Raw genomic sequence first — 20,257 nt, 5'->3', positions numbered from 1 at the left:
TCCTTTCTGCAAGGAGAAGGGGCCGACTCGTAAGCCGACCCCCTCTTGTTGTTACTGATGTTCCTCAGTGATGACGACTGAGGTGAGATACCTGCCGCCCAAATGTTTGTGGTCGTTCGCGGCGATGAGAATGTGTCTCGCGCAGAGCGGGATCTCTGCTGAGACGACTGACGGCCATTTGCATGTGCCGTGGGCGGTGCGACCGTCTGGTACGCAGCAAAATGATGACGTGCCGGGCTTCTGTGGCCGTTTTGATGCGATTGCCATTAGCGCACCGCCTTATATACCCGAGCCCTGCGCCCGTACCTCGTGGGTTTCGTCTCGTCAGTCGCAACCACGAGCCCGCGCTCTGCAAGCTCTGAGACGGCTGATCTCGCCCTAGATGGGCTCATGCCTGGGAGCATCTGTTCGACCTCTTCCTGGGTCACCCCGTGCCCTCGTGCACGCATTGCCGCAAGCACGACTGCCTGAGATTTGAACAAGTCAGCGGCGCGGCCAGCATCGACGCTCGTTGCCGGGTCGGTGCCGCGCGATCTCGGCTCTAGGCCATCGAGAACCATGCTCATGCGTCGGCCCCGATCTTGTCCGCATTGACTGCAAGGTTCCACGCGCCTTCCTCGTCGTGATGTGGTGGCCCGGGTTCGGTGATGCGACGCAGCTCACGGTTCCCCAGCTCAATCAGTCGGGCAGCGTCGAGGATCAGTTCGCCGATCATGGTCACGTCGAGCACATCGGCTTCTTCGAAATCGATGGACTTCCCGCCAACCTGTAAAGCAAAGCTCGGGCCACCAGTTGCGACTGTTCCTGCAAGGTCAACCCGGGATCCATCAGGCCACTCATCGTCTTCGACAACCACCGTGAAATATTGGCTCCAGTATGCGACCGAGTCACCGCAAACTACATGCTTCGATTCGCACCGAACAGTGACCTCAGGCCAAACGCCCGTGCCTACGCTGATCGTTTCAGCCCACCTCGGGAACACGAGCGGTGGTGCTGGGAGATCAACGAGCAGCCGGAAGCACTCGTGTTCCACGAACCCTGCCATCTCCGGGTCATCGAGGAGGCTCTGGATGCGGTCTTCAGTGAAGGGCAGCTTCCCGGCGCGAATGAGATCCTGCACCTTCGGGTCGCTCGCGTCCGCGATCTTGTGTTGCATGAAGCTCGCCCGGGTCTCTCGTGCCTTCTCGATCCACTGCATGAGTGCCGGCGTTACGGTGATGGTGTTCATGATGCTTCTCCTCCAGGAGTGAATTCTTCGATACGTGTTGTGAGCGTCACTGTGACGCGAGTTTCGCGACGGCGCGCAGCGCGTCAGCAAGATCGAGCGCTTCAGCGGGGCTCAGGAACACGACATCCTCGCCAGAGTCGACACGCAGCATGCCGGCAGTATCGAGCACGCGCTGCTCGAGGGCGATGCCATACATCTCGCAGTAGTCATCGTCGAGCTGAACGGACACGCACGCCAGACGACCTTCGAGCCTGAAAGGTCTGCTGTGCGCATCGGCTGCCTGTGGGATACTTGACATGGTTTGTTCTCCTTCTTGGATGATGGAATCGAACTGTTTGCCCTCTTCGCGGCTGTCGCCAAACTGTTCCGCGTTGAGGGTTTTTATTTCTGTGGTGTGCATCAGATGACCTCCACGAGACCGTCGACGAGGGAACCCAGTCGAGCCGCCAGCTTGGGGTGCGACTCCGGATCTTCCATTGCTTCACGAATGACGTAATCGGTGACACTGAGCTTCTGCGCGAGGGCGGCGACCGCTTCATACTGAGCGCGGGATGCGAGCCACACGATCACGGCGAGTTCGCGCTCGTTCGGTGCGCCAACCTCAATGCCATGGGTGATGGCTTCAGTGAGTGCAGCGGTGACATTGCGGAGATCGGCGAGCAGGTGCCCTCGGTTCTCGTTGCTGATCTTCTGTGCGGGGTGAGTCATGGTGTTCCTTTCGTTGATGTCGTATTTGGGGCGAGTCTGGTTACTCAGCGTCAAACGCCTCCTCGATATATTTCTCGATATCTGACAGGCGAAACATTCTTCGCCCACCGATCAGCGCACTCTTTGGCGCGGTGCCGGTGTGGATCATCCACCGCATCTGCGCTTCGCTCTTGCGAAGCATGTCGGCGGTCTCTTTCACTGTGAGTAGCGAGATCGCTATTGCGAGCTGAGCTGTCATCACGATTCCTCTCGGGTTGCTGTTGGGAGCATCTGTTGCGCCCACCAACATGCTACTGGACACTATTGCTCTCCGCAACATACGATGTTGCCTATGGCAGAAATTTTTAGAGAGCCGACACCTGAAGTTGCCTTCGGGCAAGTGACGTCCGTCTATCGGAAACGTCGTGAGATGAGTCAGAAAGACTTGGCTGAGAAGCTCACCGAGCTGGGGATGAAAGTCGATGCTTCGGCCGTGTCCCGCCTTGAAAGTGGCGGCAGGACGTTGAAGTTATGGGAAGCGTTCAAGGTTGCCGAAGCCTTAGACGTCTCGCTAGACACTTTGCTGTCATTCGCTTCGACTCCAGCTTCAATACTGCGCGATGCCAGGGATCGACTCGACGCATCCTGGCATGGCGTCCGAAGCGAGGTAGTTGGTTTTCTGCACAACCTCGCAGAAGTCAAGGATCACTTGGCGCATCACCCTGAGCTATTGGCGGGGCTGAAAGACAAAGAGTTTGGAACGCCGAAGTCCTCAGAAGAGTACGTCGACTGGGTGCTGAAGCGCCTAGTGAGGGTCTCCGCTGAACTTAAAGCTGACGGCGAAATCGATTACGGAAACACCTTTATGGTTTCTAGCGAAGACGAGCGTAGGGCCAGCGTTGAGCTAATTATGGCTATGGTTTCCACCTTTGTGGATATTGGCGAGTATCCCGACGACGAACTGACCGAAAGCGACGATGGCGAGCATTCAGAAGAGGCCTAACGGCAAGTGGAGGGCGCGCTACCGAGACCCAGACGGCAAGGAGCACGCGCGACACTTCGACCGGAAGATCGACGCGCAGAAATGGGTGAAAGAGGTTGATGCCTCGGTCCTGACCGGCCACTACGTCGACCCCAAAGCGGGGGAGATCACCCTGAACAACTACTTCACGAAGTGGGAAGCCCGACAGATATGGGCCCCAGCGACGAAGAGCACGGCCCGGAACGCGATCAAGCGCTGCTCGTTCAAGGATTTGCCGGTGAAATTGATCCGCAAATCGCACGTCGAGACGTTCGTGAAGGAAATGCACGTCGAGGGGCTCGCGGTCTCCACGATCAAACTCAACATGCGCTTCGTGCAGATGGTGCTCAAGGCTGCCGTTGATGATCGGCTTATTCCGAGTAACCCGACGGTCGGAGTAAAGCCTCCGAAGGCTGAACGAAGCGTTGAGATTGTTGTGCCCGATGTGGAAGAGGTTGGCAAGCTGATCAATGCAGCAGAGCGCCCCCTGCGGCTGCTCGTGGCGTTGTGTGCGTTCGCTGGGCTACGCCGGGGCGAAGCGGTTGCCGTGCAACTCGGAGATTTCGATTTTGAGGCGAAGACGCTGAAGGTGCAGCGGCAGGTTCGGCAGGCTGACGGGGGCAGTGAGTTTGAGCCGCCGAAGCACGGTAGCAGTCGTGTCGTCTATGTGCCTCAGCAGTTGCTCGAGCTGGTGAATGATCACGTTGAGAACTGGGGTGTTCGGGGCCCGGCTAAGTGGTTGTTCTCGACGTCACCTGACGGGCCGGGCAGGGGATACCTTGAACCTCACTGGCGCGCGCTCAAGAAGAAGGCCGGTCTCGATGATCTGCGCCTGCATGATCTGCGCCACTTTTACGCGAGCGGTCTGATCGCTGCGAGGTGCGACGTCGTGACCGTGCAACGCGCTCTTGGTCATTCGTCAGCGACGATCACACTGAACACCTACAGTCACTTGTGGAAGACGGCTGAAGACCTCACTAGAGGCGCTGCAGCGGGTCTCATGGGTGAAGCGAAAATCGAACTGACGTAGCTCTTGCGGACTCAGTGCGGACAGTACCCCGTTTAGCCGCATGTTTATGCGGTAAGTGAGACAACAAGAAGTAGTCAGCGCGCCGCTTGGCGTGCAGGTGGCGGGCGTCGGGTTCTGCTCGGCGCCTTTGCTGTGCCCGTGAGGTGTGCAGCGGCTTAGACTGGTTGCGTGTCAAAGCCCGTCGTAATCACCCTGCTCTCGAAGCCGGGGTGTCACCTGTGCGACGATGCGCGCGTGGTGATCAACCGCGTGCGCGGCGAGCTCGCCGATCGCGGCATAGTTGCGACGCTCGACGAACGCAATATTCTCGCCGATGTCCAGCTGGCGCGATTGCACGCTGAAGACATCCCCGTTGTGCTCATCGGCGGCAGAAAGCACGCAATCTGGCGCGTCGATGCGCAGAAGCTCACCCGTGCGGTCGAGCGCGCGTCAGGTTGGCGAGGCGTGTTCTTGCGAAATTCCTCGACACCGGTGGATCGCTGAGCGATCCACCCCAAGTATTGTCACGGCACTGCAACACGAAGGAACTACATGACCCTCCGCCACGTTGTCACCTGGAAGCTCAGCGGCGAGAGCCGGGAGGCGCGCGACGCTCAGGCCGCCGAAATCATCGCGGCGCTGACGCCGCTTGCTGGGACTGTGCCGAGCGTGCGGTCAATATCGGCGCATCGTAATGAATTGTTTGACGGCGACAACTGGGACGTGACGCTGGTCGCAGACTTCGATGACGCCGATGGGCTCGCCGCGTACGTCGTGCACCCCGAGCACGTGGCAGCCGGCGCGGTGATCAAGCGGCACGCCGTGGGTCGCGTGGCGACCGACTTCGCGGTGTAACTAGTGCCGCCTGCTCCGACCCGCTTCCCCGTCGCCGGAGACGTCGCAGCGCTCACTCTGCGCGACGGTCGGTTGTGCGTGCTGCTCGTCGAGCGAAAGTTCGAGCCGTTTGTGGGGCAACTGGCATTACCCGGCGGATTCGTGGAGCCGGGCGAGATGATCGAGGTTGCCGCGAGACGTGAACTCGCCGAGGAGACCGGCCTCACCGAGGTGCGAGGAATCTTTAAGCAAGTCGGGGCGTATGGTCTCGCACATCGTGATCCGCGTGGTGACACGCTGAGCGTCGTCTATTTGGCGATCTCCGCAGAGTTTGCGCGGCTCACTGCGGGCGACGACGCGGCGACCGCCGACTGGTACCCGGTCACGGAGGCGTTGGCGCCCGGACGTCTGGCGTTCGACCACGAGCAGATCTTGCGCGATGTGCTCGCCCGAGCCGCTGAAGTGCTCGGTGCTGGCGGATCCACTGTCGAACTTGACCCTTCGTTTGTGCGTGACTTGCTCGCCGCACTTGCTGCGTGGGCACCTTCCCCAATTTGAGGTTTTCGGCCGCCAGAACATCAATTTGGGGATACTTGGAGCGTTGAAGCTGAGTGCGGCGGAGCGGATCGCTGCCTGGCGTGCGTGAAGCCGGATACGCTCGGAGGTGTCACACCTCGTGACCGTCACGGCGTGACCGCACCCATGCTGTGACCGCGACGACCAGGGGGTAGCTATGGCGACGACCATCACTGACGGCGGCATCGAGACTTCGCTCACCGACCGTCTCGGGCAGGATTTGCCTGAGTTCGCAGCGTTCGTGCTGCTCGATACTGACGAGGGACGCACCGCGCTGCGCGAGTACTACCGCCCGTTTCTTGAGATTGCGGCGACCACCGGCACCCCGCTCGTGCTTGATACGCCGACCTGGCGAGCGAACCCCGACTGGGGCGCGGCGCTCGGGTATGACGCGGCAGCGCTTGCGCGACTGAACGCAGAGGCGGTCGAGCTCACTCGCGGCAGTGCGCGTGAGTTTGGGTCCGGTGCAACCGTGCAGATCGGCGGGTGCGTCGGGCCGCGCTTCGACGAGTATGCCGGCGAGCAGCGGATGACCGTCGACGAGGCTGAGATCTATCACGCCCCGCAGGTGCGGGCGCTCGCAGCGGCGGGGGTGGATCGAATCACCGCCGTCACCATGCTCGACGCTGCGGAGGCGACTGGAATTGTTCAGGCAGCGCGGGCGCTGGGAGTCCCGGCTGTGGCATCATTCACGGTCGGCGCTGACGGTCACCTTGCTGACGGGAGCACGCTGGACGAAGCGATCCGCGCGGTTGACCTTGCGACCGGGGGGTATGCCGACGGATTCTTCGTGAACTGCGCCCACCCGAGCGAGGCAGCCCGGGCGATCGAGGAATCGGCAGGCAGACACGGCGTGAGTTCCACGGGGGTGAGTGATCGCCAGACGAGAGCCGCGGTGGATCGCCTCATCGGCTTCCGACTCAACGCTGCGGTGCACGGCGACGACGGCCCAGGGGATTCACCCGAGGCGTTCGCGGAAGGGGTGGCGGGTTTGCGCGCACTCGCTCCTGCGGCCGAGATATTCGGTGGCTGTTGCGGCACCGACGCTCCGCACATCGCGGCACTCGCCGCAGCGCTGCGCGACGAGCGAGCCTGAGGGCAGCAGGCGCGGCCCGCGTTCGGCTCTGGTGTTGCGAGCGCACGGGGACGTGGCGCTACAAGCTCGGCGGGGCAGCTGCGAGGCGGCGTTCGAGCTCGTCGAGAATCACCTCGAGTCCGTAGCTGAACTCGTCGGTGAAGACGTAGTCACGCCCTGAGGTGAGTGCCGTCACGAGCTCGGCGAGGTGCGGATATTGCTTGATCAGCGGCATGAATTCGCTGGCGAAGTCGCCGGCTGCCTCACTTGCCGAGGGGTCGAACGGCAGATTCTGCTCGGTGAGGGCAAAACCGTAAACGTACGCGTCGATCACCGAAAATGCGTGCGAGGCGAGCATCACTGGAAAGCCGCCACGGCGCAGGCAGCCGATCACCGCGTCGTGATGGGTGAGTAAGGAGGGGCCGGGGTTTGCGCGCGATTCGATTAAGCCGAGCGCCCAAGGGTGAGCGGTAAGCACAGCTCGAGCGGAGGCGGCCCGCCGCACCATTCCTGCGCGCCAGTCATCATTCGGCGTCGGGAGTTCGATCTGCGCGAAAACCCAATCAACGAGCGCGTCCAGGAGTTCGTCTTTGTTCGCGACATGGTGATAGAGCGACATCGCCTCGACACCCAGCTCGCGACCCACGCGTCGCATGCTGACCCCGGCGAGACCGCCATTGTCTGCGGCTTGGGCCGCGGCCTGCACGATGTTCGCTCGGCTGAGCGGCGTTCGTTGCTGCATAGTGCCTCCTTGTTTTCTTACGCTTGTAAGGCTACTGTAGATTCATTGGCTTACAGGTGTAAGGAGACACTATGCAGGCAGCACTGGTGCGGCGATACGGGGCGCCCGACGTGATAGAAATTGTGGATCAGCCCATACCCGAGCCCAAGCGCGGCGAGGTGGTGGTGCGCGTCGAGGCGGTCGCCGTGACCGCGGCTGACGGACGCCTGCGCGCTGGGCGCTTCCCGCGCGGCTTCGGCGTGGTCGCGAAACTTGGCGTCGGATTCTCTGGCCCCCGCAAGCAGGTGCTCGGTATCGCCTATTCCGGCGTGATCGAGCGCGTAGGCGAGGATGTCAGTGAGTTCGCCCCGGGCGACGAGGTCGCCGGCATGAACGGAAAGACGCTCGGCATGCACGCCCAATACGCGAGAGTGCCCGCGGGTCGCGTCGCTCCGAAGCCTGCCGAACTCAGCCACGCCGACGCGGCTGGGGTGCTCTTTGGCGGCACCGCCGCGCTCTACTTCTTGCGGGATAGAGCGGGGGTGAAACCGGGTCAGGCCGTGCTCGTCAACGGGGCTTCGGGCGCGGTGGGGAGTGCTGCGGTGCAGCTGGCGCGTCATTTTGGAGCCACAGTGACCGCTGTTACGAGCGCTCCGAATGTCGATCTCATGCGCCGAATCGGGGCTGAGTCAGTGATTGATTACGCTGCCACGCCGCTCGCTGACCTTGCCGCGCGCGGTCAGCGTTACGACGTGGTGTTCGATGCTTACGGAAACATCGACCGGGAGCTGGGCCTCAGCCTTCTGCGCCCGGGCGGCACGCTCGTGCTCGCAGTCGCGGACCTCGTTGACACGGTCCGCTCGCGTGGCCAAGTTGTCGCGGGGGTTGCGCCGGAGCGTCCGGCTGACTTCACAGAGCTCATGCGTCTCGTCGTCGAAGGTCAGCTCGATTCACTCACCCGCAGCCTGGGTGCGCTTGACGCACTCGTGGAAGCGCATCGAATTGTCGACTCAGGCCACAAGGTCGGCAACCTCGTGGTGCTGCCGAACGCGGAATAATCTCTCCGCCCCACTTACTCGCCGAAGGGCAAGCGCGAGTTTCCCACGCGCATGGCCCTTAGGGGAGCAACCGTGTTGGTCCCCTAAACAGGTAGGTGACCTCGCGAATCGATGACTGCTCTAGCAACAGCATCAGGACGCGCCCGAGGCCCATGCCAAATCCGCCGTGCGGGGGCACACCGTAGCGGAAGAAGTCGAGGTAGAAGCCAAGCTCGGTCGGATCCATCCCCTTCTCGATCGCCTGGGCCTCCAGCACGTCAATGCGGTGCTCGCGCTGCGCACCCGTTGAGATTTCGACCCCGCGATAGATCAGGTCGTAGCTCTTCGTGAGCTCAGCATTTCCGTCGTGCCGCATGTGGTAAAACGGGCGAATCGACGAGGCGTAGTCGGTGAGGAACACGAAGTCGTGTCCAAACTTTTCCTTCACGTAGGCCGCGATTTGGCGCTCGCCCTCGGGGTCCATATCGGCGTCGGCGCGGGGAACCTCGTAGCCGCGCTCCTTCACGATTTCCTTCGCCTCGGCGAGCGGGATCCGCGGGAACGGGCGCGACGGCACCTCAACCTCGATCCCGAAGAGCTTGTGGATCGCCTCCCCGTGCTTTTTTTTCACGGCGGCGAGGCCTGCGACCATGAGCGCTTCGTGCAGCTCCATCACGTCTTCGTGCGAGTCGATCCAGCTGAACTCGGTGTCGATCGAGGTGAACTCGGTGGCGTGGCGCGAGGTAAACGAGGGGTCGGCGCGGAAGGCCGGGCCGACCTCGAAGATGCCGCCGAAACCCGCGGCCTGCGCCATCTGCTTGAAGAACTGGGGGCTCTGTGCAAGGTAGGCGGTGCGTTCGAAGTAGTCGACCTCGAAGAGTTCTGCGCGAGACTCCGAGGCTGAAGCCATGAGCTTCGGGGTCTGAATCTCGATGAAGTCGCGCTCGATCCACACCTGGCGCAGCGCATTGAGGAAGGTGGTCTGGATACGGAAGATGAGATTCTGCTCGGGGCGACGCAGATCGAGGAAGCGCCAGTCCATACGCACATCTAGACCGGAATCTTCGGCGACCGGGTTGTCGGGAAGCGCGCTCGCGACGACCTCGATCTCTTCGATCTGGATCTCGACCCCGCCGAGCTTCACGCGCTCGTTGTGCTGCAGCTCGCCCGTTACCGAGACGAAGGTGCCGTGAGTGAGATCGCTGATGGTCTGGGTGCGGGGCACCAGGATGTCGGAGCGCGGGTTCTCGGGGTCGGCCTCGCGCAGCACGCCGCCATTCACCAGCTGTACCGCGCCGCTCTCATCGCGCAGCACGACGAACTGCACGTAGCGCTGGTCGCGCACCTTCTCGACCCATCCGGCCACTCGCACGGGGCCGTCGGTACGCGCGGCCAGATCCTTAATCAATACACGCTCAGTCACCCGGCCAGTCTACTCGCGTCGACGGAGCGACATTTGGCGCGCTGCGCTTGGCGGTCTTCGGTGGGCTAGCGGACGAGCGCGCAGGGTTGAGACGCACTGAACCCTGCGCGCTTGTCCACCCGCAGGCTCGGCACCAATCCCCGAAAACCTGCCGGTGCGGGAGGCCTGATGTATTGGTATCCGAAGAAAGCCGCAGAGGTCTATCGCGACTACCCAGACGGACGACTGCGCCAGCGTCTGAGGCTGGGATTGGTTATTGCCGATGCCGTGCCGCCCTCGACACTGTCTGGCGTGGCATCGAGGCAAACGCCGGGAGTTCCCAGGCGGCGCAAACCTAGAATGGACGTGTGAGCGACAAACTCTTGCACTTGGTGCGCCACGGCGAGGTACACAACCCCGATGGCGTGCTGTATGGGCGTCTGCCGGGCTTCGGCCTATCCGAGCTCGGCACCCGCATGGCGGAATCTGCCGCGCTCGAACTCGCGGCTGCCGATCGCAAAATTGCCAGACTCATCGCTTCGCCCCTCATGCGTGCGCAGCAGTCGGCGGACCCGATTGCGCAGACATTTGGCCTGGAGACTGCGACTGACGAGCGCATAATCGAACCGACGAATGCTTTCGAAGGGCAGGTCAATCGCGGCGGAGCCGCCTTTAAGAACCCGCTCTACTGGTATCGCTTCTGGAATCCACTGCGTCCCAGTTGGGGGGAGCCTTACCGCAGCATCGCGAACCGGGTGCGCGAAGCGATGGACGAGGCTTGGGAGTCGACCCGGGAGGGTGACATTGTGATGGTGAGTCACCAGGCCGTGATCTGGGCTGCTCACCTTGACATCACCGGGCAGGCGCTCGCGCACAATCCGGCACGTCGACGGTGCGCGCTCTCGAGCATCACGAGTTTCGAGCAGCGCGGTGGCCGCTGGTTCGAAGTTGACTACCGCACCCCTGCCGCAGACCTCATGGGCGATGCGGTTGACGTTGGGGCGGTGTAGCAACTCATATGATCACAGGTGCATATAGTGGATCGCGTCGCGCACGGGGCCCGAGACGCGCTCGCGCCGCGGCTGCGCTCATGGCACTGCCCATGGCCGCGGTGCTCGGTCTGGGTCTCGTAAGTTGCTCGACCGGGGAGGCCGACACGCTCGCGCAGCAGTGGGAAGAGTCGGGTGAAAAAGGCTTTGTGTCGGGAGATGGTTCGGCGTTAAGCATCGCTGCCGCTGAACGAACCAATCCTGTGGAGTTCTCTGGCATCACCGAGTATGGCGACGAGTTGGGGTCGGAGGACACGATCGGCTCGGTCACAGTGGTGAACTTCTGGTACGCCGGATGCGCCCCCTGCCGCGCTGAAGCCCCAGACCTGGTTGCCGCCTACGACGAATTTTCGCCGCAGGGGGTTCAGTTTGTCGGGGTCAACACCCGCGATCAAAGCGCGCAAGCCATCCAATTTGCTAAGGAATTCGGTGTCGAATACGACTCGATCATGGATTCGGCTGGGGGGCGCGCGGTGCAGCGAGCGTTTGCCGGGCAGGTGCCCCTCAATGCGGTACCGACCACGCTCGTACTTGATACCGAGGGGCGCGTCGCACATCGAGTGCTTGGGCAGCTCGCTGGTGAATCTCAGCTGCGCACCCTGATTACCGAAACTCTCGCCGAGGGTTAGCAAGATCCACTGGGCGGCGCATGCCGTTCGGTACATGTATCGATTCAGAGGAGCACCCACGTGGATGTCACCGATCTCGTGGCCGACGGGCAACTGCTCGTCGCGTCCTTGATCGCACTCGCCGCGGGCCTTGTCTCGTTTGTGTCTCCGTGTGTGTTGCCACTCGTGCCCGGCTACCTCGCCTACGTCAGTGCCTCGGCGAGTACCGCTGGCTCGAGCAACGGCGCTGGTGCCCCCCACGCTGCCGGCGTGGACTCCCACGCCGGGCCGCTCAGCGATGCCCGGCGTACGCGCCGACGCATGGTGCTGGGGGCTCTTCTGTTCGTCACGGGGTTTACAGCGGTGTTCGTCGCGATTCTCTCGCTCGCCGGCAGCGTGGGCTCGTGGCTCATTCAGTGGGAAGAGCCGATCACCAGAATCATGGGCGCGCTGATCATCGTGATGGGACTGGTCTTCATCGGCGCGTTTGGCGGAATGCAGCGAACCACCCGCCTCAAACTCAGGCCTCGCCTCGGCCTCGTCGGCGCCCCACTGTTGGGTGCGGTCTTCGCGATCGGTTGGACGCCGTGTATTGGCCCGACGCTGTCGGTGATCGGCTCGCTCGCCCTGCAAGGCGGCACCGCTGGACGCGGCGCCTGGCTGGCCCTTGTGTATAGCATTGGGCTCGGGTTGCCGTTCGTGCTCGCCGCGTTCGGTTTTGGCTGGATGACCACCGCCACGAACTTTTTCAAGCGCCATATCCGTACCGTAAACCTCATCGGCGGCGTGCTGTTGATCGCCATCGGCGTTCTCATGCTCAGCGGGGTATGGATCCAAATTATGTATGCACTCCAGGCGGTGATGTCGAGCTTTGTCCCGGCCCTCTGATTACGAAGACGGAAGCGGCGGGCGCGGATCCGCTGCTGTTGAATCACCCGAGCTTGGCCTGCGCGGCTGGGGCCGCTGGTTCTGGCGGCAGCTGACCAGCATGCGCGTCGCGCTCATCCTGCTGCTGCTGCTTGCAGTTGCGACGATCCCCGGTTCGCTGGTGCCTCAGCGCGGGGCCGACCCGAACGGTGTGCTGCAGTACGAGGCGGATCATCCCGACCTCTTCCGCGTGCTCGATGCGTTCCCGATCCAGGCGTTCGACGTCTATTCGTCTGTCTGGTTCTCGTCGATCTACTTGCTGCTCTTCATCTCGCTGATCGGTTGCGTGCTTCCTCGTATCGTTCACCATTGGAAGGCGCTCCGTGGCACCCCGCCGCGAACCCCCGCCAGGTTGCAGCGCATGGCCGGGTTCGCCGAACAACGGCTCTCAAACCCGACCGCGACTGACGCGGAGCGAGAAGAGTTCGCCGAGCGTGCGATCGCTGAGGCAGAGGCGATTCTGCGCAAGCAGCGATACCGCACCGAGGTGCAGCGATCCACCAGCAGATCAGGGCAGGCAGAGATCTCAGTGTCGGCCGAGCGTGGGTACCTGCGCGAAACTGGCAACCTCGTCTTTCACATCGCACTCGTGGGCGTGTTGGTGAGCGTGGCTATTGGCGGCGCTTTCACCTTCAACGGTCAGAAGGTGATTATTGAGGGCGAGACGATGGTAAACCAGCTCATCGATTACGACTCTGCAACGTCGGGCACCTCGTTTTCTGACGCGAGCCTCGTGCCCTTTGGCATGCGCATGGATTCCCTCGAAGTGGACTACATCACACCCGATGAGGGCAGCCCGCAGGCGATTGGTTTGGTGCGTGAATATCGCGCGAATGTGACCCTGATCAACCCCGACGAGAGCGAAGAGACGGGGGTCATTCGCGTGAATCACCCGCTTCGCGTGCACGGCTCGCCGATCTATCTCATCGCAAACGGGTACGCGCCGACGCTGACGATTCGCGACGCAGACGGCGAGATTGTCTACAGCGAGTCGATGCCGTTCATCCCGCAAGACACGAACCTGACATCCCTCGGCGTGGTTAAGGTGCCGTTCGGGCTCGACTTCGAGGGGGAGCCGACACAACTCGGCCTGCGCGGGTTCTTCTACCCATCGAAGGTTGATCTGGAGTCAGGTGCGTACACGTCCAATTACCCTGACCTCACAAACCCCGTGCTCACGCTCGACGCATTTGTGGGCGATTTGGGTATCGACGACGGGCTGCCGCAGTCGGTCTACGCCCTCGACACCGCGAACATGGAGCAGCTCACCGGGCGAGCGATTGAGGTTGATTCTCTCGAGCTGACTCTCGGCGACACAGTGGATCTGCCCGGCGGCATGGGTACCATCACGTTTGAGGCCTCACCGCGGTACGCCTCCTTTGACGTCATGCAGAACCCAGCGCAGGAATGGGTACTAATCTTCGCGCTGCTGTCGCTCGCTGGTCTCGGGGCGTCACTGTTTGTTCCGCGCCGACGCATGTGGGTGAAGGCGCTGCCCGTCGCCGACGGAGTGGTGCTGCAGTACGCGGCCCTCGCGCGGGGCGACGACCCGTCGCTCGAGCGGGCGACGGAGCAGCTGCGCGACGAGCACCGCGGACGGCTGTAGGGGTCGATCGCTCGGCGATCCACACCTGATCGACATGTCCTGCTGCAACCGGCACCTCACCAGCAGCGCGACACGTCAACCCGCCGCAACCGGCACAACCCTCACCTCACCCGCCGTAACCTCACCTCAGCTGGCACCGGCACCTCACCCGCCGCTTCGCTCGGAGAAGTGCACAGGATCGGACCCGAATCGGGAAACTGATCCGACCCTGCGAGTTTCTCCGAAGCCCGGCAATGGCAATGGCAACGGCAATGCCAATGCCACCGCCGCGGAGACGTCTACGGGATGGGCGGCGTGGGCACGCGCATCGCGCGGCGACGCTTCTGGCCGCCACCCTCTGCACCCGACTGCGCACGCTGCGAGAAGTACACCGGGATCAGCGACAGCAGGATGATGATCGTTGCAACCACATTCACCTGGTTGGCCTCGTTCGGGCGTGCCATCTGGTTCATGAACCACAGCGGCAGCGTCTCGACGCCGGGAGGTGCGGTGAAGATCGTCACCACGACCTCGTCGAACGACAGCGCGAAGGCGAGCAACCCGCCAGCCATGAAGGCGCTGCGGAACTGCGGGAAGGTCACGAGACGGAAGGTCTGGCCGAGGCCAGCACCCAGGTCAGCCGAGGCCTCCTCGAGGTTCGGGTTCATGCGGCGCAGCCGCGCGATCACATTGTTGAACACCATCACCACGCAGAAGGTGGCGTGCGCAATGATCATTCCCGCGTACCCGACCTTGATGCCAATTGGGTCGAGCACCTGGTAGAAGGTGTTCGAGAGCGCGACACCGGTGACAATACCGGGCAGGGTGATGGGGAGGATGATCAGCAGGTTTACCACGTCGCGACCGAAGAACTTGAAGCGCTGCAACGCAAACGCCGAGAGTGTGCCGAGCACGAGTGCGATTGCGGTGGCCCCGAGAGCAACGACAACAGAATTGATCACAGCGGCGTGAACCGCGGGGTTCGTGAGCGCCTTCTCCCACCAGACCAGTGAAACCCCAGAGATGGGCCAGCCAGCAATACGGCTGGGGTTGAAGGAATTCATGACGATCACGAGCAGCGGCACGTAAGTGCTAATGAGCACGAGAGCAGCGATGACGGTGAGGGTGATCTTGGCGCCTCGGCCGAGTCTCAGCATTGCGATTCCCCTTCGGGCCTAGATGTTCTCGAGCGCGCCGGTGCGGCGAACGGCGAGCAAGTAGATGAGCACGAGCACGATCGGCACGACCGAAAAGGCGGCGGCGACCGGTGGGTTCAGGTTGATGTTCGAGGCGATGATGGTGCCGATCATCTGGGTGGATCCACCAACGAACTTCGCCGCGATGTAATCACCGAGGCTGAGGGAGAAGGTGAAGATCGACCCGGCGATCAGCGCAGGCTTCATGAGCGGCAGCATGACCGACACGATCGTGCGCATGCCGCGCGCCCCGAGGTCGGCCGAAGCATCGAACAGGTTCGCAGGTATCTGCGAGACAGCCACGTATACCGGAATCGCCATGTAGGGAAACCAGAGGTAGACGAGCGCGATGATGGTGACGGTGATGCCGTAGCCGGGGCTCTGGATTCCGAGTGGGCCAAAGAGCCAGTTGAAGAATCCGCCCTCGCTGAACACGATGCGTACCGAGAGGATCTTGACGAGGTACCCGGCCCAGAGTGGCAGGGTGACGGCGACGGCGAGTAGCGCGCGCATCCAGGGGCTCGCGAGCTTCGCCATAAAGATGGCGAGCGGCACGGCGAAGACGGCGCAGATCACGGTCACGGCGGCGGCGATGCCGAGCGTGCGGATCGACGCAGAGACGTAGGCGGGAACAGTGAAGAGATTCACGAAGTTATCGAGGGTGAACCCGGGCTTCACCTTTGAGGTGAACGGATCGGTGACCCAGAACGCGGTGACGAGGAGAAACGCGAGCGAGAGAATGTACACGCCGACGAGCCACACCATGGGCAGCGTCAGCAGCGCGGCCAGGCGCCCCTTCGGGTGGCGTTGCAGCGCCGACGAAAGCGGCTTTGGCTTCGTCGAGAGCGAGAACTGGGTAGTCACGTCGATCCTCATCTGGTGAGCGGAAAACTCGGGTGTGGCGGGCCAGGTGCGCCTGGCGGGTCGTGCAGCCCCGGTACGTTGATGCCGTAGGGGCGGGGGAGTGTGGGGACTGGCCGATCCACCATCAGATCAGCGGATCGGCCAGCCCACTCACGGGGTTAACCCTTGACGGTTGCCCAGGCGTCCGTCCACTGCTGGAAATTTGTGCAGGTGACGTCGGTGCGGCCGTCGATGCACTGCTCGATGGGGGTGGTCCAGAACCAGACCTTCGAGAAGTACTCTTCGTCCTCGGCGTTGAACAGCTCACAGTGAGCTGCTGCCTCGTCGCTGGTGTCGCAGAACGCGGCGTTGGCCGGAGCCATACCGAAGTTCATCGCAATCTTGCCGTTGACCTCGGCGCTGGAGGTGTAATCCATCCAGGCGTAGCCACAGTTGGGGTTGTTGGCCTCGGCTGCGAGCATCCACGCGTCAGACCATCCGGTCGAGCCTTCCTTGGGCAGGGTGCCCTGCAGGTTCGGGTTCTCAGACAGCTTGCGCAGGACCTCCCACGAGGTGCCCACGGATACGTCGCCACCGTTGAACGCGGTGATCTGCTTCACCGGATCAGCCCAGTAGTCGCCGATGATTTCGTTCTGCTGCTTGAGCAAATCGATGGCCGCAGCAAGCTGCGTCTCGTCGAGCGCGTACGGGTTCTCGATGCCGAGATCGGGCTGTGTTGCCATCAGGTAGATCGCGGCGTCAGCTATGTAGATCGGCGCATCGTAGGCGATGATGCTGCCGGCGGCCGGTGAATCAGCTTCCCAGGCAATGTCCCAGCTGGTGGGTGCCTCGGTGATGACCTGGTCGTTCCACTGCAGGATATTGGCGCCACGGCCGATGGGCACGCCGTATGGCACACCATTGAGCGTGTCGTAGATCTGACCCTGCATACCCTCGACGATGTCGTCGCCGAAGTTCGGGATCAGGTCGCGGTTGAGCGGCTGCACGTCGCCGCCCACGATCAGGCGAAGACTTGCGTCACCGGATGCCGAGACGAGATCGTAGTTGCCGGTGCGCATGAGCTGCACCATCTCGTCGCTGGTGCCAGCGATCTTGCGGTTGACCTTGCAGCCGGTTTCCTCGGTGAACTTGTCAGCCCACTCGGGCTCGACGAAGCCCGACCATGCGACGATGTTGACCTCGTTCTCGAATTCGCCCATCTCCTCCATCATGGGGATCTCAGGCACATCGATCTGCAGACCGCCGCTCTCTGTGGCGGTCTCGGCGGTTGCGCAGCCCGTCAGGGCCAGCGCCAGTGCGGCCGCTGCTGCGGCGGGCACTGCCAGCATTCTCTTCATCGGTACTCCTTTGTGTTGATGCGCCCATTCGGGCTTAGGGTGTGGGTCTCAGAGGTTTGTGGGTTTGGGGCCTGAAGGTTCCAGGTGCGGGGGCGGATCGCTCCGCGTGGTGCGTGCCGCTCTAGGCGGAAACGCTGACGGGGCCGGGAACTGCGGTCGCGTGGTCACGTCGGAATCGAACGCTCACCATGTCGCCTCGGTTTACGCCGGGTTCGGTGCGGGGTGTGTGCGAGTTCTGCTTCTCAGCGATGATGCGCGTGCCTTCGACGGTGTCGATGAGGTAGCGCGTATGGGCCCCGGCATATACGGTCTCGGCCACGGTGCCGGCGAGCGCCACGGTGTCGGAATCGGCGGGGGCCGTCGGGTCTGCAAGCTGGACCCGTTCGGGCCTCAGGCTGTGTACTTCGCCGACATTCAATACTCGCTGCGACAGCTCGGCCGGCAGGATGTTGGTGACGCCGAGGAATCGGGCGACGAACTCGGTCTGCGGGAATTCGTAGACCTCACGCGGCGAGCCAACCTGCTCGATCTTGCCGTTGTTGAACACGGCAACTCGGTCAGAAAGCGTGAGCGCCTCCTCCTGGTCGTGCGTCACGAAAATGAAGGTGATGCCTACCTCGCGCTGGATCTGCTTGAGCTCGATCTGCATTTGCTCACGCAGCTGCTTGTCGAGGGCTCCGAGCGGCTCGTCGAGCAGGAGCACCTTGGGGCGCAAGATGAGGGCGCGTGCGAGCGCGATGCGCTGGCGCTGACCGCCCGAGAGCTGCGTGGGCTTGCGGTCGGCAACGTGACCAAGCTGCACCTGTTCGAGCGCCTCGGAGACGAGCTTTGTGCGCGTGGCCTTATCGACCTTGCGCACGGTCAGGCCGTAGGAGACGTTTTCGGCGATGCTCAGGTGCGGGAACAGGGCGTAATCCTGAAAGACCGTGTTGACCTCACGGTCAAAGGGAGCCATGCGGGTGACATCCTGCCCGTGCAGCAGGATCTTGCCCGCGGTCGGCTCTTCAAACCCCGCGATCATGCGAAGCACGGTGGTCTTACCCGAGCCCGAGGGGCCGAGCATCGAGAAGAACTCGCCGCCACGAATATCCATATCGAGGTCTTTTACTGCGGTGAGATCGCCGAATTGCTTCGCGATTCCCTGCAGCGAAACCGCGGCTTCCGTCTGGGGGTTATGCGGCGTGCTGGGCTGAGCCATGATGTCGTGTTTCTCCTCAACAACGATGTCGAACTTTCAGAAGGCTAACATACGGTTTTAGATGTATAGTCATCGAAGTGGGGGATCGCGTATCACGATTCGGTTACATTGCCCGGAGTTCTCGCGGGCCATAGACCGGGTCGGGGGTGTGCAGTGAGCTCGTCTTTCGGATCGCGTAACTCGTGCGTGCCCGAGGCCCAGTCGGTCCACGGTTCTCAGTACGAAATCTGAGCGCAGACTCAGTTTTGTCGCACCCGCACCATGCGAAACTCGACGACGAGGAATGAATGGAGGACGACCTGTGTCGATCGCATCTCAGCCCTCCCCGCATTCAGCCTCCAGTCGTTTGCGCAACGCAGCTTTCGCTCCCATCGGCGACGAAGGCCGAGCCGAACTCGTCGAAACGCGACTCGTGCAGGCTATTTCCTCTGGGGCCTTTGTCGAGGGCGATCGCCTGCCCAGTGAAAACGAGCTCTCGCAACTTTTTGGGGTCGCCGTAGTGACCGTGCGTGAGGCGCTCGGTACGCTGCGCCACCGTGGGCTGATCGAGACGCGTCGCGGTCGCAACGGCGGCAGTTTCGTACGATCGAGCCTCGGCGCGGTGGTAGAGGTGAACGCGCGGAGGCTGATGGAGATGCCTCGTGTGGCGCTCGCAGACTTGGGTTTGCTCTACGAGGTGATCGCGGCTGGGTGCACTGAATATGCCTGCCTGCGCGCCACCCCGGATGAACTCGATGCGGTGCTCCACGTGCTCGCGGAGGCGCGAGAACTTCCCGCGGATGCCTGGCGTCGCCGCATCACTGATGTGCAGCTGGAGCTCGCCGCGCTCAGCCAGTCGGTGCGGCTCACCTCAGAGCACGTGCGAGTGCAGACGGAATTCACCCCCCTGCTTGCCCTGCAAGACACCGACGTCGCCCAACGGCATTTCACCCATGACGCGTTGATTGCCCAGATTGATGCGATCCGCGTCGGGGACGTGCCGCGCGCTCGCGCCGAGGTGCGCCGCAGTATTCGTGGTTCGGTGCGCTGGCTCGGCGCGTTTCGCACTGAGCTGCTCTCGTCGCCAGCCGAAACCTCCCTCCGTGACACACTGGAGGCATACCGCGCGCGCACCGGAGCCGCGGGGAATGCAGGGGAGGTCGCGTGAACCAGCTCGCCACGCAGTCCGCCGATACGGCGGAGATCGTCATCGACCGCGTCGATCAATTCTTTGACGGGGTGTTCGCGCCCCTCGAAGCCTGGTTGCCCCGGTTGCAGGCCCAGCTGGTGGATCGCCTCGCTCAGGGCGGCCTCACTGGAGCGCAGCTCGTCGCGCTCACCGAGGCGGAGGCTCATGGGGTACTCGCAACCTCTGACCGACCCATTTACGGTGCGGGCTACTGTGCGACCGGCGCGATCGTGACCGAGGGTAACCCGCTGGCCTGGTGGCAGGGCGCCGACCGAAGCTTGCTCGCTTCCTCCACATTCGGACCGGGCCAGGCAGCCATCGACCTGCACCGACTCGAGTGGTACCGCGTGCCGGCTGAGACCCTCGAGCGCCACGTCGCCGGACCCTTCGTCGACTACCTGTGCTCAAATGAAATAACGGTGACCGTTGCCCTGCCGGTGATGCTCGATGGCGAGTTCGCAGGAGTGGTGTGCGCCGATGTGTTGATTGCTTCGCTAGAAAAGTTGCTGTTGCCCGCGGTGGAGACGCTCGGAGAGGCCGCACTGGTGAACGCGAGCGGCCGGATCGTGGTGTCGGCGGATACATCCTACGAGACCGGTGATCGATACGCCGGGGTCGGTTTTGAAGCCGATCTCGATGGGCTGGGTGAAGAGGTGCGTGTGGTGCGATCCGCCCGCTACCCCTTTGCTTTGCTCGTGCCGACGTCGTAACGCGGCAATTCATCAGACGGAAGGG

Annotated in this window: 25 protein-coding genes; 13 read left to right on the top strand and 12 right to left on the bottom strand. The window is 62.7% G+C overall.

Annotation, left to right across the window (positions count from 1 at the left end; all coding sequences use genetic code 11):
* Nucleotides 1-51: 51 nt before the first annotated feature.
* The 6 genes from ACTNFJ_RS09970 to ACTNFJ_RS09945 form a co-directional block, all read right to left on the bottom strand.
* Nucleotides 52-267 (bottom strand): hypothetical protein, encoded by a 216-nt coding sequence (locus ACTNFJ_RS09970; RefSeq protein WP_435906157.1) that lies wholly within the window; start codon nt 265-267, stop codon nt 52-54.
* Nucleotides 267-566 (bottom strand): hypothetical protein, encoded by a 300-nt coding sequence (locus ACTNFJ_RS09965; RefSeq protein ID WP_435906156.1) that lies wholly within the window; start codon nt 564-566, stop codon nt 267-269. The genes ACTNFJ_RS09970 and ACTNFJ_RS09965 overlap by 1 nt, the downstream gene beginning before the upstream one ends.
* Complete coding sequence (locus tag ACTNFJ_RS09960; RefSeq protein ID WP_435906155.1) at nt 563-1,228, bottom strand: hypothetical protein; 666 nt, start codon at nt 1,226-1,228, stop codon at nt 563-565. Before ACTNFJ_RS09960 ends, ACTNFJ_RS09965 begins: the two co-directional genes overlap by 4 nt.
* A gap of 46 nt (nt 1,229-1,274) precedes the next feature.
* Nucleotides 1,275-1,526 carry a hypothetical protein gene (locus tag ACTNFJ_RS09955; RefSeq protein ID WP_435906154.1) on the bottom strand — a complete coding sequence of 84 codons (252 nt, stop codon included), beginning with the start codon at nt 1,524-1,526 and terminating at the stop codon, nt 1,275-1,277.
* A 101-nt stretch (nt 1,527-1,627) separates the two neighbouring features.
* On the bottom strand, nt 1,628-1,936 hold the full coding sequence (locus tag ACTNFJ_RS09950) for a hypothetical protein (RefSeq protein ID WP_435906153.1): 309 nt from the start codon (nt 1,934-1,936) through the stop codon (nt 1,628-1,630).
* Between the two features lie 40 nt (nt 1,937-1,976).
* Nucleotides 1,977-2,174, bottom strand: a complete 198-nt coding sequence (locus ACTNFJ_RS09945) for a helix-turn-helix transcriptional regulator (RefSeq protein ID WP_435906152.1) — start codon at nt 2,172-2,174, stop codon at nt 1,977-1,979.
* 93 nt (nt 2,175-2,267) lie between these two features.
* On the opposite strand from ACTNFJ_RS09945, the gene ACTNFJ_RS09940 reads away from it, so the two are divergent.
* The 6 genes from ACTNFJ_RS09940 to ACTNFJ_RS09915 all read left to right on the top strand — a co-directional run bounded on the left by ACTNFJ_RS09940 (nt 2,268) and on the right by ACTNFJ_RS09915 (nt 6,451).
* The gene (locus tag ACTNFJ_RS09940) at nt 2,268-2,918 is read left to right on the top strand and encodes a helix-turn-helix domain-containing protein (RefSeq protein WP_435906151.1); all 651 of its coding nucleotides are present in this window, start codon (nt 2,268-2,270) and stop codon (nt 2,916-2,918) included.
* On the top strand, nt 2,893-3,966 hold the full coding sequence (locus ACTNFJ_RS09935; RefSeq protein ID WP_435906150.1) for a site-specific integrase: 1,074 nt from the start codon (nt 2,893-2,895) through the stop codon (nt 3,964-3,966). Before ACTNFJ_RS09940 ends, ACTNFJ_RS09935 begins: the two co-directional genes overlap by 26 nt.
* 168 nt (nt 3,967-4,134) lie before the next feature.
* Entirely contained in the window at nt 4,135-4,449 is a 315-nt protein-coding gene (locus ACTNFJ_RS09930) for a glutaredoxin family protein (protein WP_435906149.1), read from the top strand.
* 48 nt (nt 4,450-4,497) lie between these two features.
* Nucleotides 4,498-4,800 carry a Dabb family protein gene (locus ACTNFJ_RS09925; RefSeq protein ID WP_435906148.1) on the top strand — a complete coding sequence of 101 codons (303 nt, stop codon included), beginning with the start codon at nt 4,498-4,500 and terminating at the stop codon, nt 4,798-4,800.
* 3 nt (nt 4,801-4,803) lie between these two features.
* The gene (locus ACTNFJ_RS09920) at nt 4,804-5,337 is read left to right on the top strand and encodes an NUDIX domain-containing protein (RefSeq protein WP_435906147.1); all 534 of its coding nucleotides are present in this window, start codon (nt 4,804-4,806) and stop codon (nt 5,335-5,337) included.
* A gap of 175 nt (nt 5,338-5,512) precedes the next feature.
* The gene (locus tag ACTNFJ_RS09915; protein ID WP_435906146.1) at nt 5,513-6,451 is read left to right on the top strand and encodes a homocysteine S-methyltransferase family protein; all 939 of its coding nucleotides are present in this window, start codon (nt 5,513-5,515) and stop codon (nt 6,449-6,451) included.
* A gap of 58 nt (nt 6,452-6,509) precedes the next feature.
* Here ACTNFJ_RS09915 and ACTNFJ_RS09910 read toward each other — a convergent pair whose 3' ends face one another.
* Nucleotides 6,510-7,172 carry a TetR/AcrR family transcriptional regulator gene (locus tag ACTNFJ_RS09910; protein WP_435906145.1) on the bottom strand — a complete coding sequence of 221 codons (663 nt, stop codon included), beginning with the start codon at nt 7,170-7,172 and terminating at the stop codon, nt 6,510-6,512.
* 71 nt (nt 7,173-7,243) lie between these two features.
* Between ACTNFJ_RS09910 and ACTNFJ_RS09905 the strand changes: the two genes are divergently transcribed.
* The gene (locus ACTNFJ_RS09905) at nt 7,244-8,209 is read left to right on the top strand and encodes an NAD(P)-dependent alcohol dehydrogenase (RefSeq protein WP_435906144.1); all 966 of its coding nucleotides are present in this window, start codon (nt 7,244-7,246) and stop codon (nt 8,207-8,209) included.
* Between the two features lie 58 nt (nt 8,210-8,267).
* Here ACTNFJ_RS09905 and aspS read toward each other — a convergent pair whose 3' ends face one another.
* Nucleotides 8,268-9,611 (bottom strand): aspartate--tRNA(Asn) ligase, encoded by a 1,344-nt coding sequence (gene aspS, locus ACTNFJ_RS09900; protein ID WP_435906143.1) that lies wholly within the window; start codon nt 9,609-9,611, stop codon nt 8,268-8,270.
* 347 nt (nt 9,612-9,958) lie between these two features.
* Between aspS and ACTNFJ_RS09895 the strand changes: the two genes are divergently transcribed.
* The 4 genes from ACTNFJ_RS09895 to resB all read left to right on the top strand — a co-directional run bounded on the left by ACTNFJ_RS09895 (nt 9,959) and on the right by resB (nt 13,780).
* The gene (locus ACTNFJ_RS09895) at nt 9,959-10,600 is read left to right on the top strand and encodes a histidine phosphatase family protein (protein WP_435906142.1); all 642 of its coding nucleotides are present in this window, start codon (nt 9,959-9,961) and stop codon (nt 10,598-10,600) included.
* Nucleotides 10,601-10,680: 80 nt separating this feature from the next.
* Nucleotides 10,681-11,268 (top strand): TlpA disulfide reductase family protein, encoded by a 588-nt coding sequence (locus ACTNFJ_RS09890; protein ID WP_435906141.1) that lies wholly within the window; start codon nt 10,681-10,683, stop codon nt 11,266-11,268.
* Nucleotides 11,269-11,328: 60 nt separating this feature from the next.
* Nucleotides 11,329-12,135, top strand: a complete 807-nt coding sequence (locus ACTNFJ_RS09885; RefSeq protein WP_435906140.1) for a cytochrome c biogenesis CcdA family protein — start codon at nt 11,329-11,331, stop codon at nt 12,133-12,135.
* Nucleotides 12,119-13,780: a cytochrome c biogenesis protein ResB gene (gene resB, locus ACTNFJ_RS09880; RefSeq protein ID WP_435906139.1), complete on the top strand. Its 1,662-nt coding sequence runs from the start codon at nt 12,119-12,121 to the stop codon at nt 13,778-13,780. Before ACTNFJ_RS09885 ends, resB begins: the two co-directional genes overlap by 17 nt.
* A 278-nt stretch (nt 13,781-14,058) precedes the next feature.
* On the opposite strand, the gene ACTNFJ_RS09875 is transcribed toward resB, so the two are convergent.
* The 4 genes from ACTNFJ_RS09875 to ACTNFJ_RS09860 form a co-directional block, all read right to left on the bottom strand.
* Complete coding sequence (locus tag ACTNFJ_RS09875; protein WP_435906138.1) at nt 14,059-14,916, bottom strand: ABC transporter permease; 858 nt, start codon at nt 14,914-14,916, stop codon at nt 14,059-14,061.
* A gap of 18 nt (nt 14,917-14,934) precedes the next feature.
* Nucleotides 14,935-15,819 (bottom strand): ABC transporter permease, encoded by an 885-nt coding sequence (locus ACTNFJ_RS09870; protein ID WP_433645769.1) that lies wholly within the window; start codon nt 15,817-15,819, stop codon nt 14,935-14,937.
* A gap of 158 nt (nt 15,820-15,977) precedes the next feature.
* Nucleotides 15,978-17,156, bottom strand: coding sequence for a type 2 periplasmic-binding domain-containing protein (locus ACTNFJ_RS09865; RefSeq protein ID WP_435906137.1), 1,179 nt, complete (start codon nt 17,154-17,156; stop codon nt 15,978-15,980).
* 121 nt (nt 17,157-17,277) lie between these two features.
* Nucleotides 17,278-18,354: an ABC transporter ATP-binding protein gene (locus tag ACTNFJ_RS09860; protein ID WP_435906136.1), complete on the bottom strand. Its 1,077-nt coding sequence runs from the start codon at nt 18,352-18,354 to the stop codon at nt 17,278-17,280.
* 301 nt (nt 18,355-18,655) lie between these two features.
* On the opposite strand from ACTNFJ_RS09860, the gene ACTNFJ_RS09855 reads away from it, so the two are divergent.
* A complete protein-coding gene (locus tag ACTNFJ_RS09855; RefSeq protein ID WP_435906135.1) occupies nt 18,656-19,501 on the top strand; it encodes a FadR/GntR family transcriptional regulator in 846 nt (281 codons plus the stop codon).
* Complete coding sequence (locus ACTNFJ_RS09850; RefSeq protein WP_435906134.1) at nt 19,498-20,232, top strand: PDC sensor domain-containing protein; 735 nt, start codon at nt 19,498-19,500, stop codon at nt 20,230-20,232. Before ACTNFJ_RS09855 ends, ACTNFJ_RS09850 begins: the two co-directional genes overlap by 4 nt.
* Nucleotides 20,233-20,257: the final 25 nt, after the last annotated feature.

This window comes from Leucobacter shiyiweii, from assembly GCF_052446065.1.
Taxonomy (GTDB): domain Bacteria; phylum Actinomycetota; class Actinomycetes; order Actinomycetales; family Microbacteriaceae; genus Leucobacter.
This window is presented reverse-complemented; position numbering and strand designations above follow the sequence as displayed.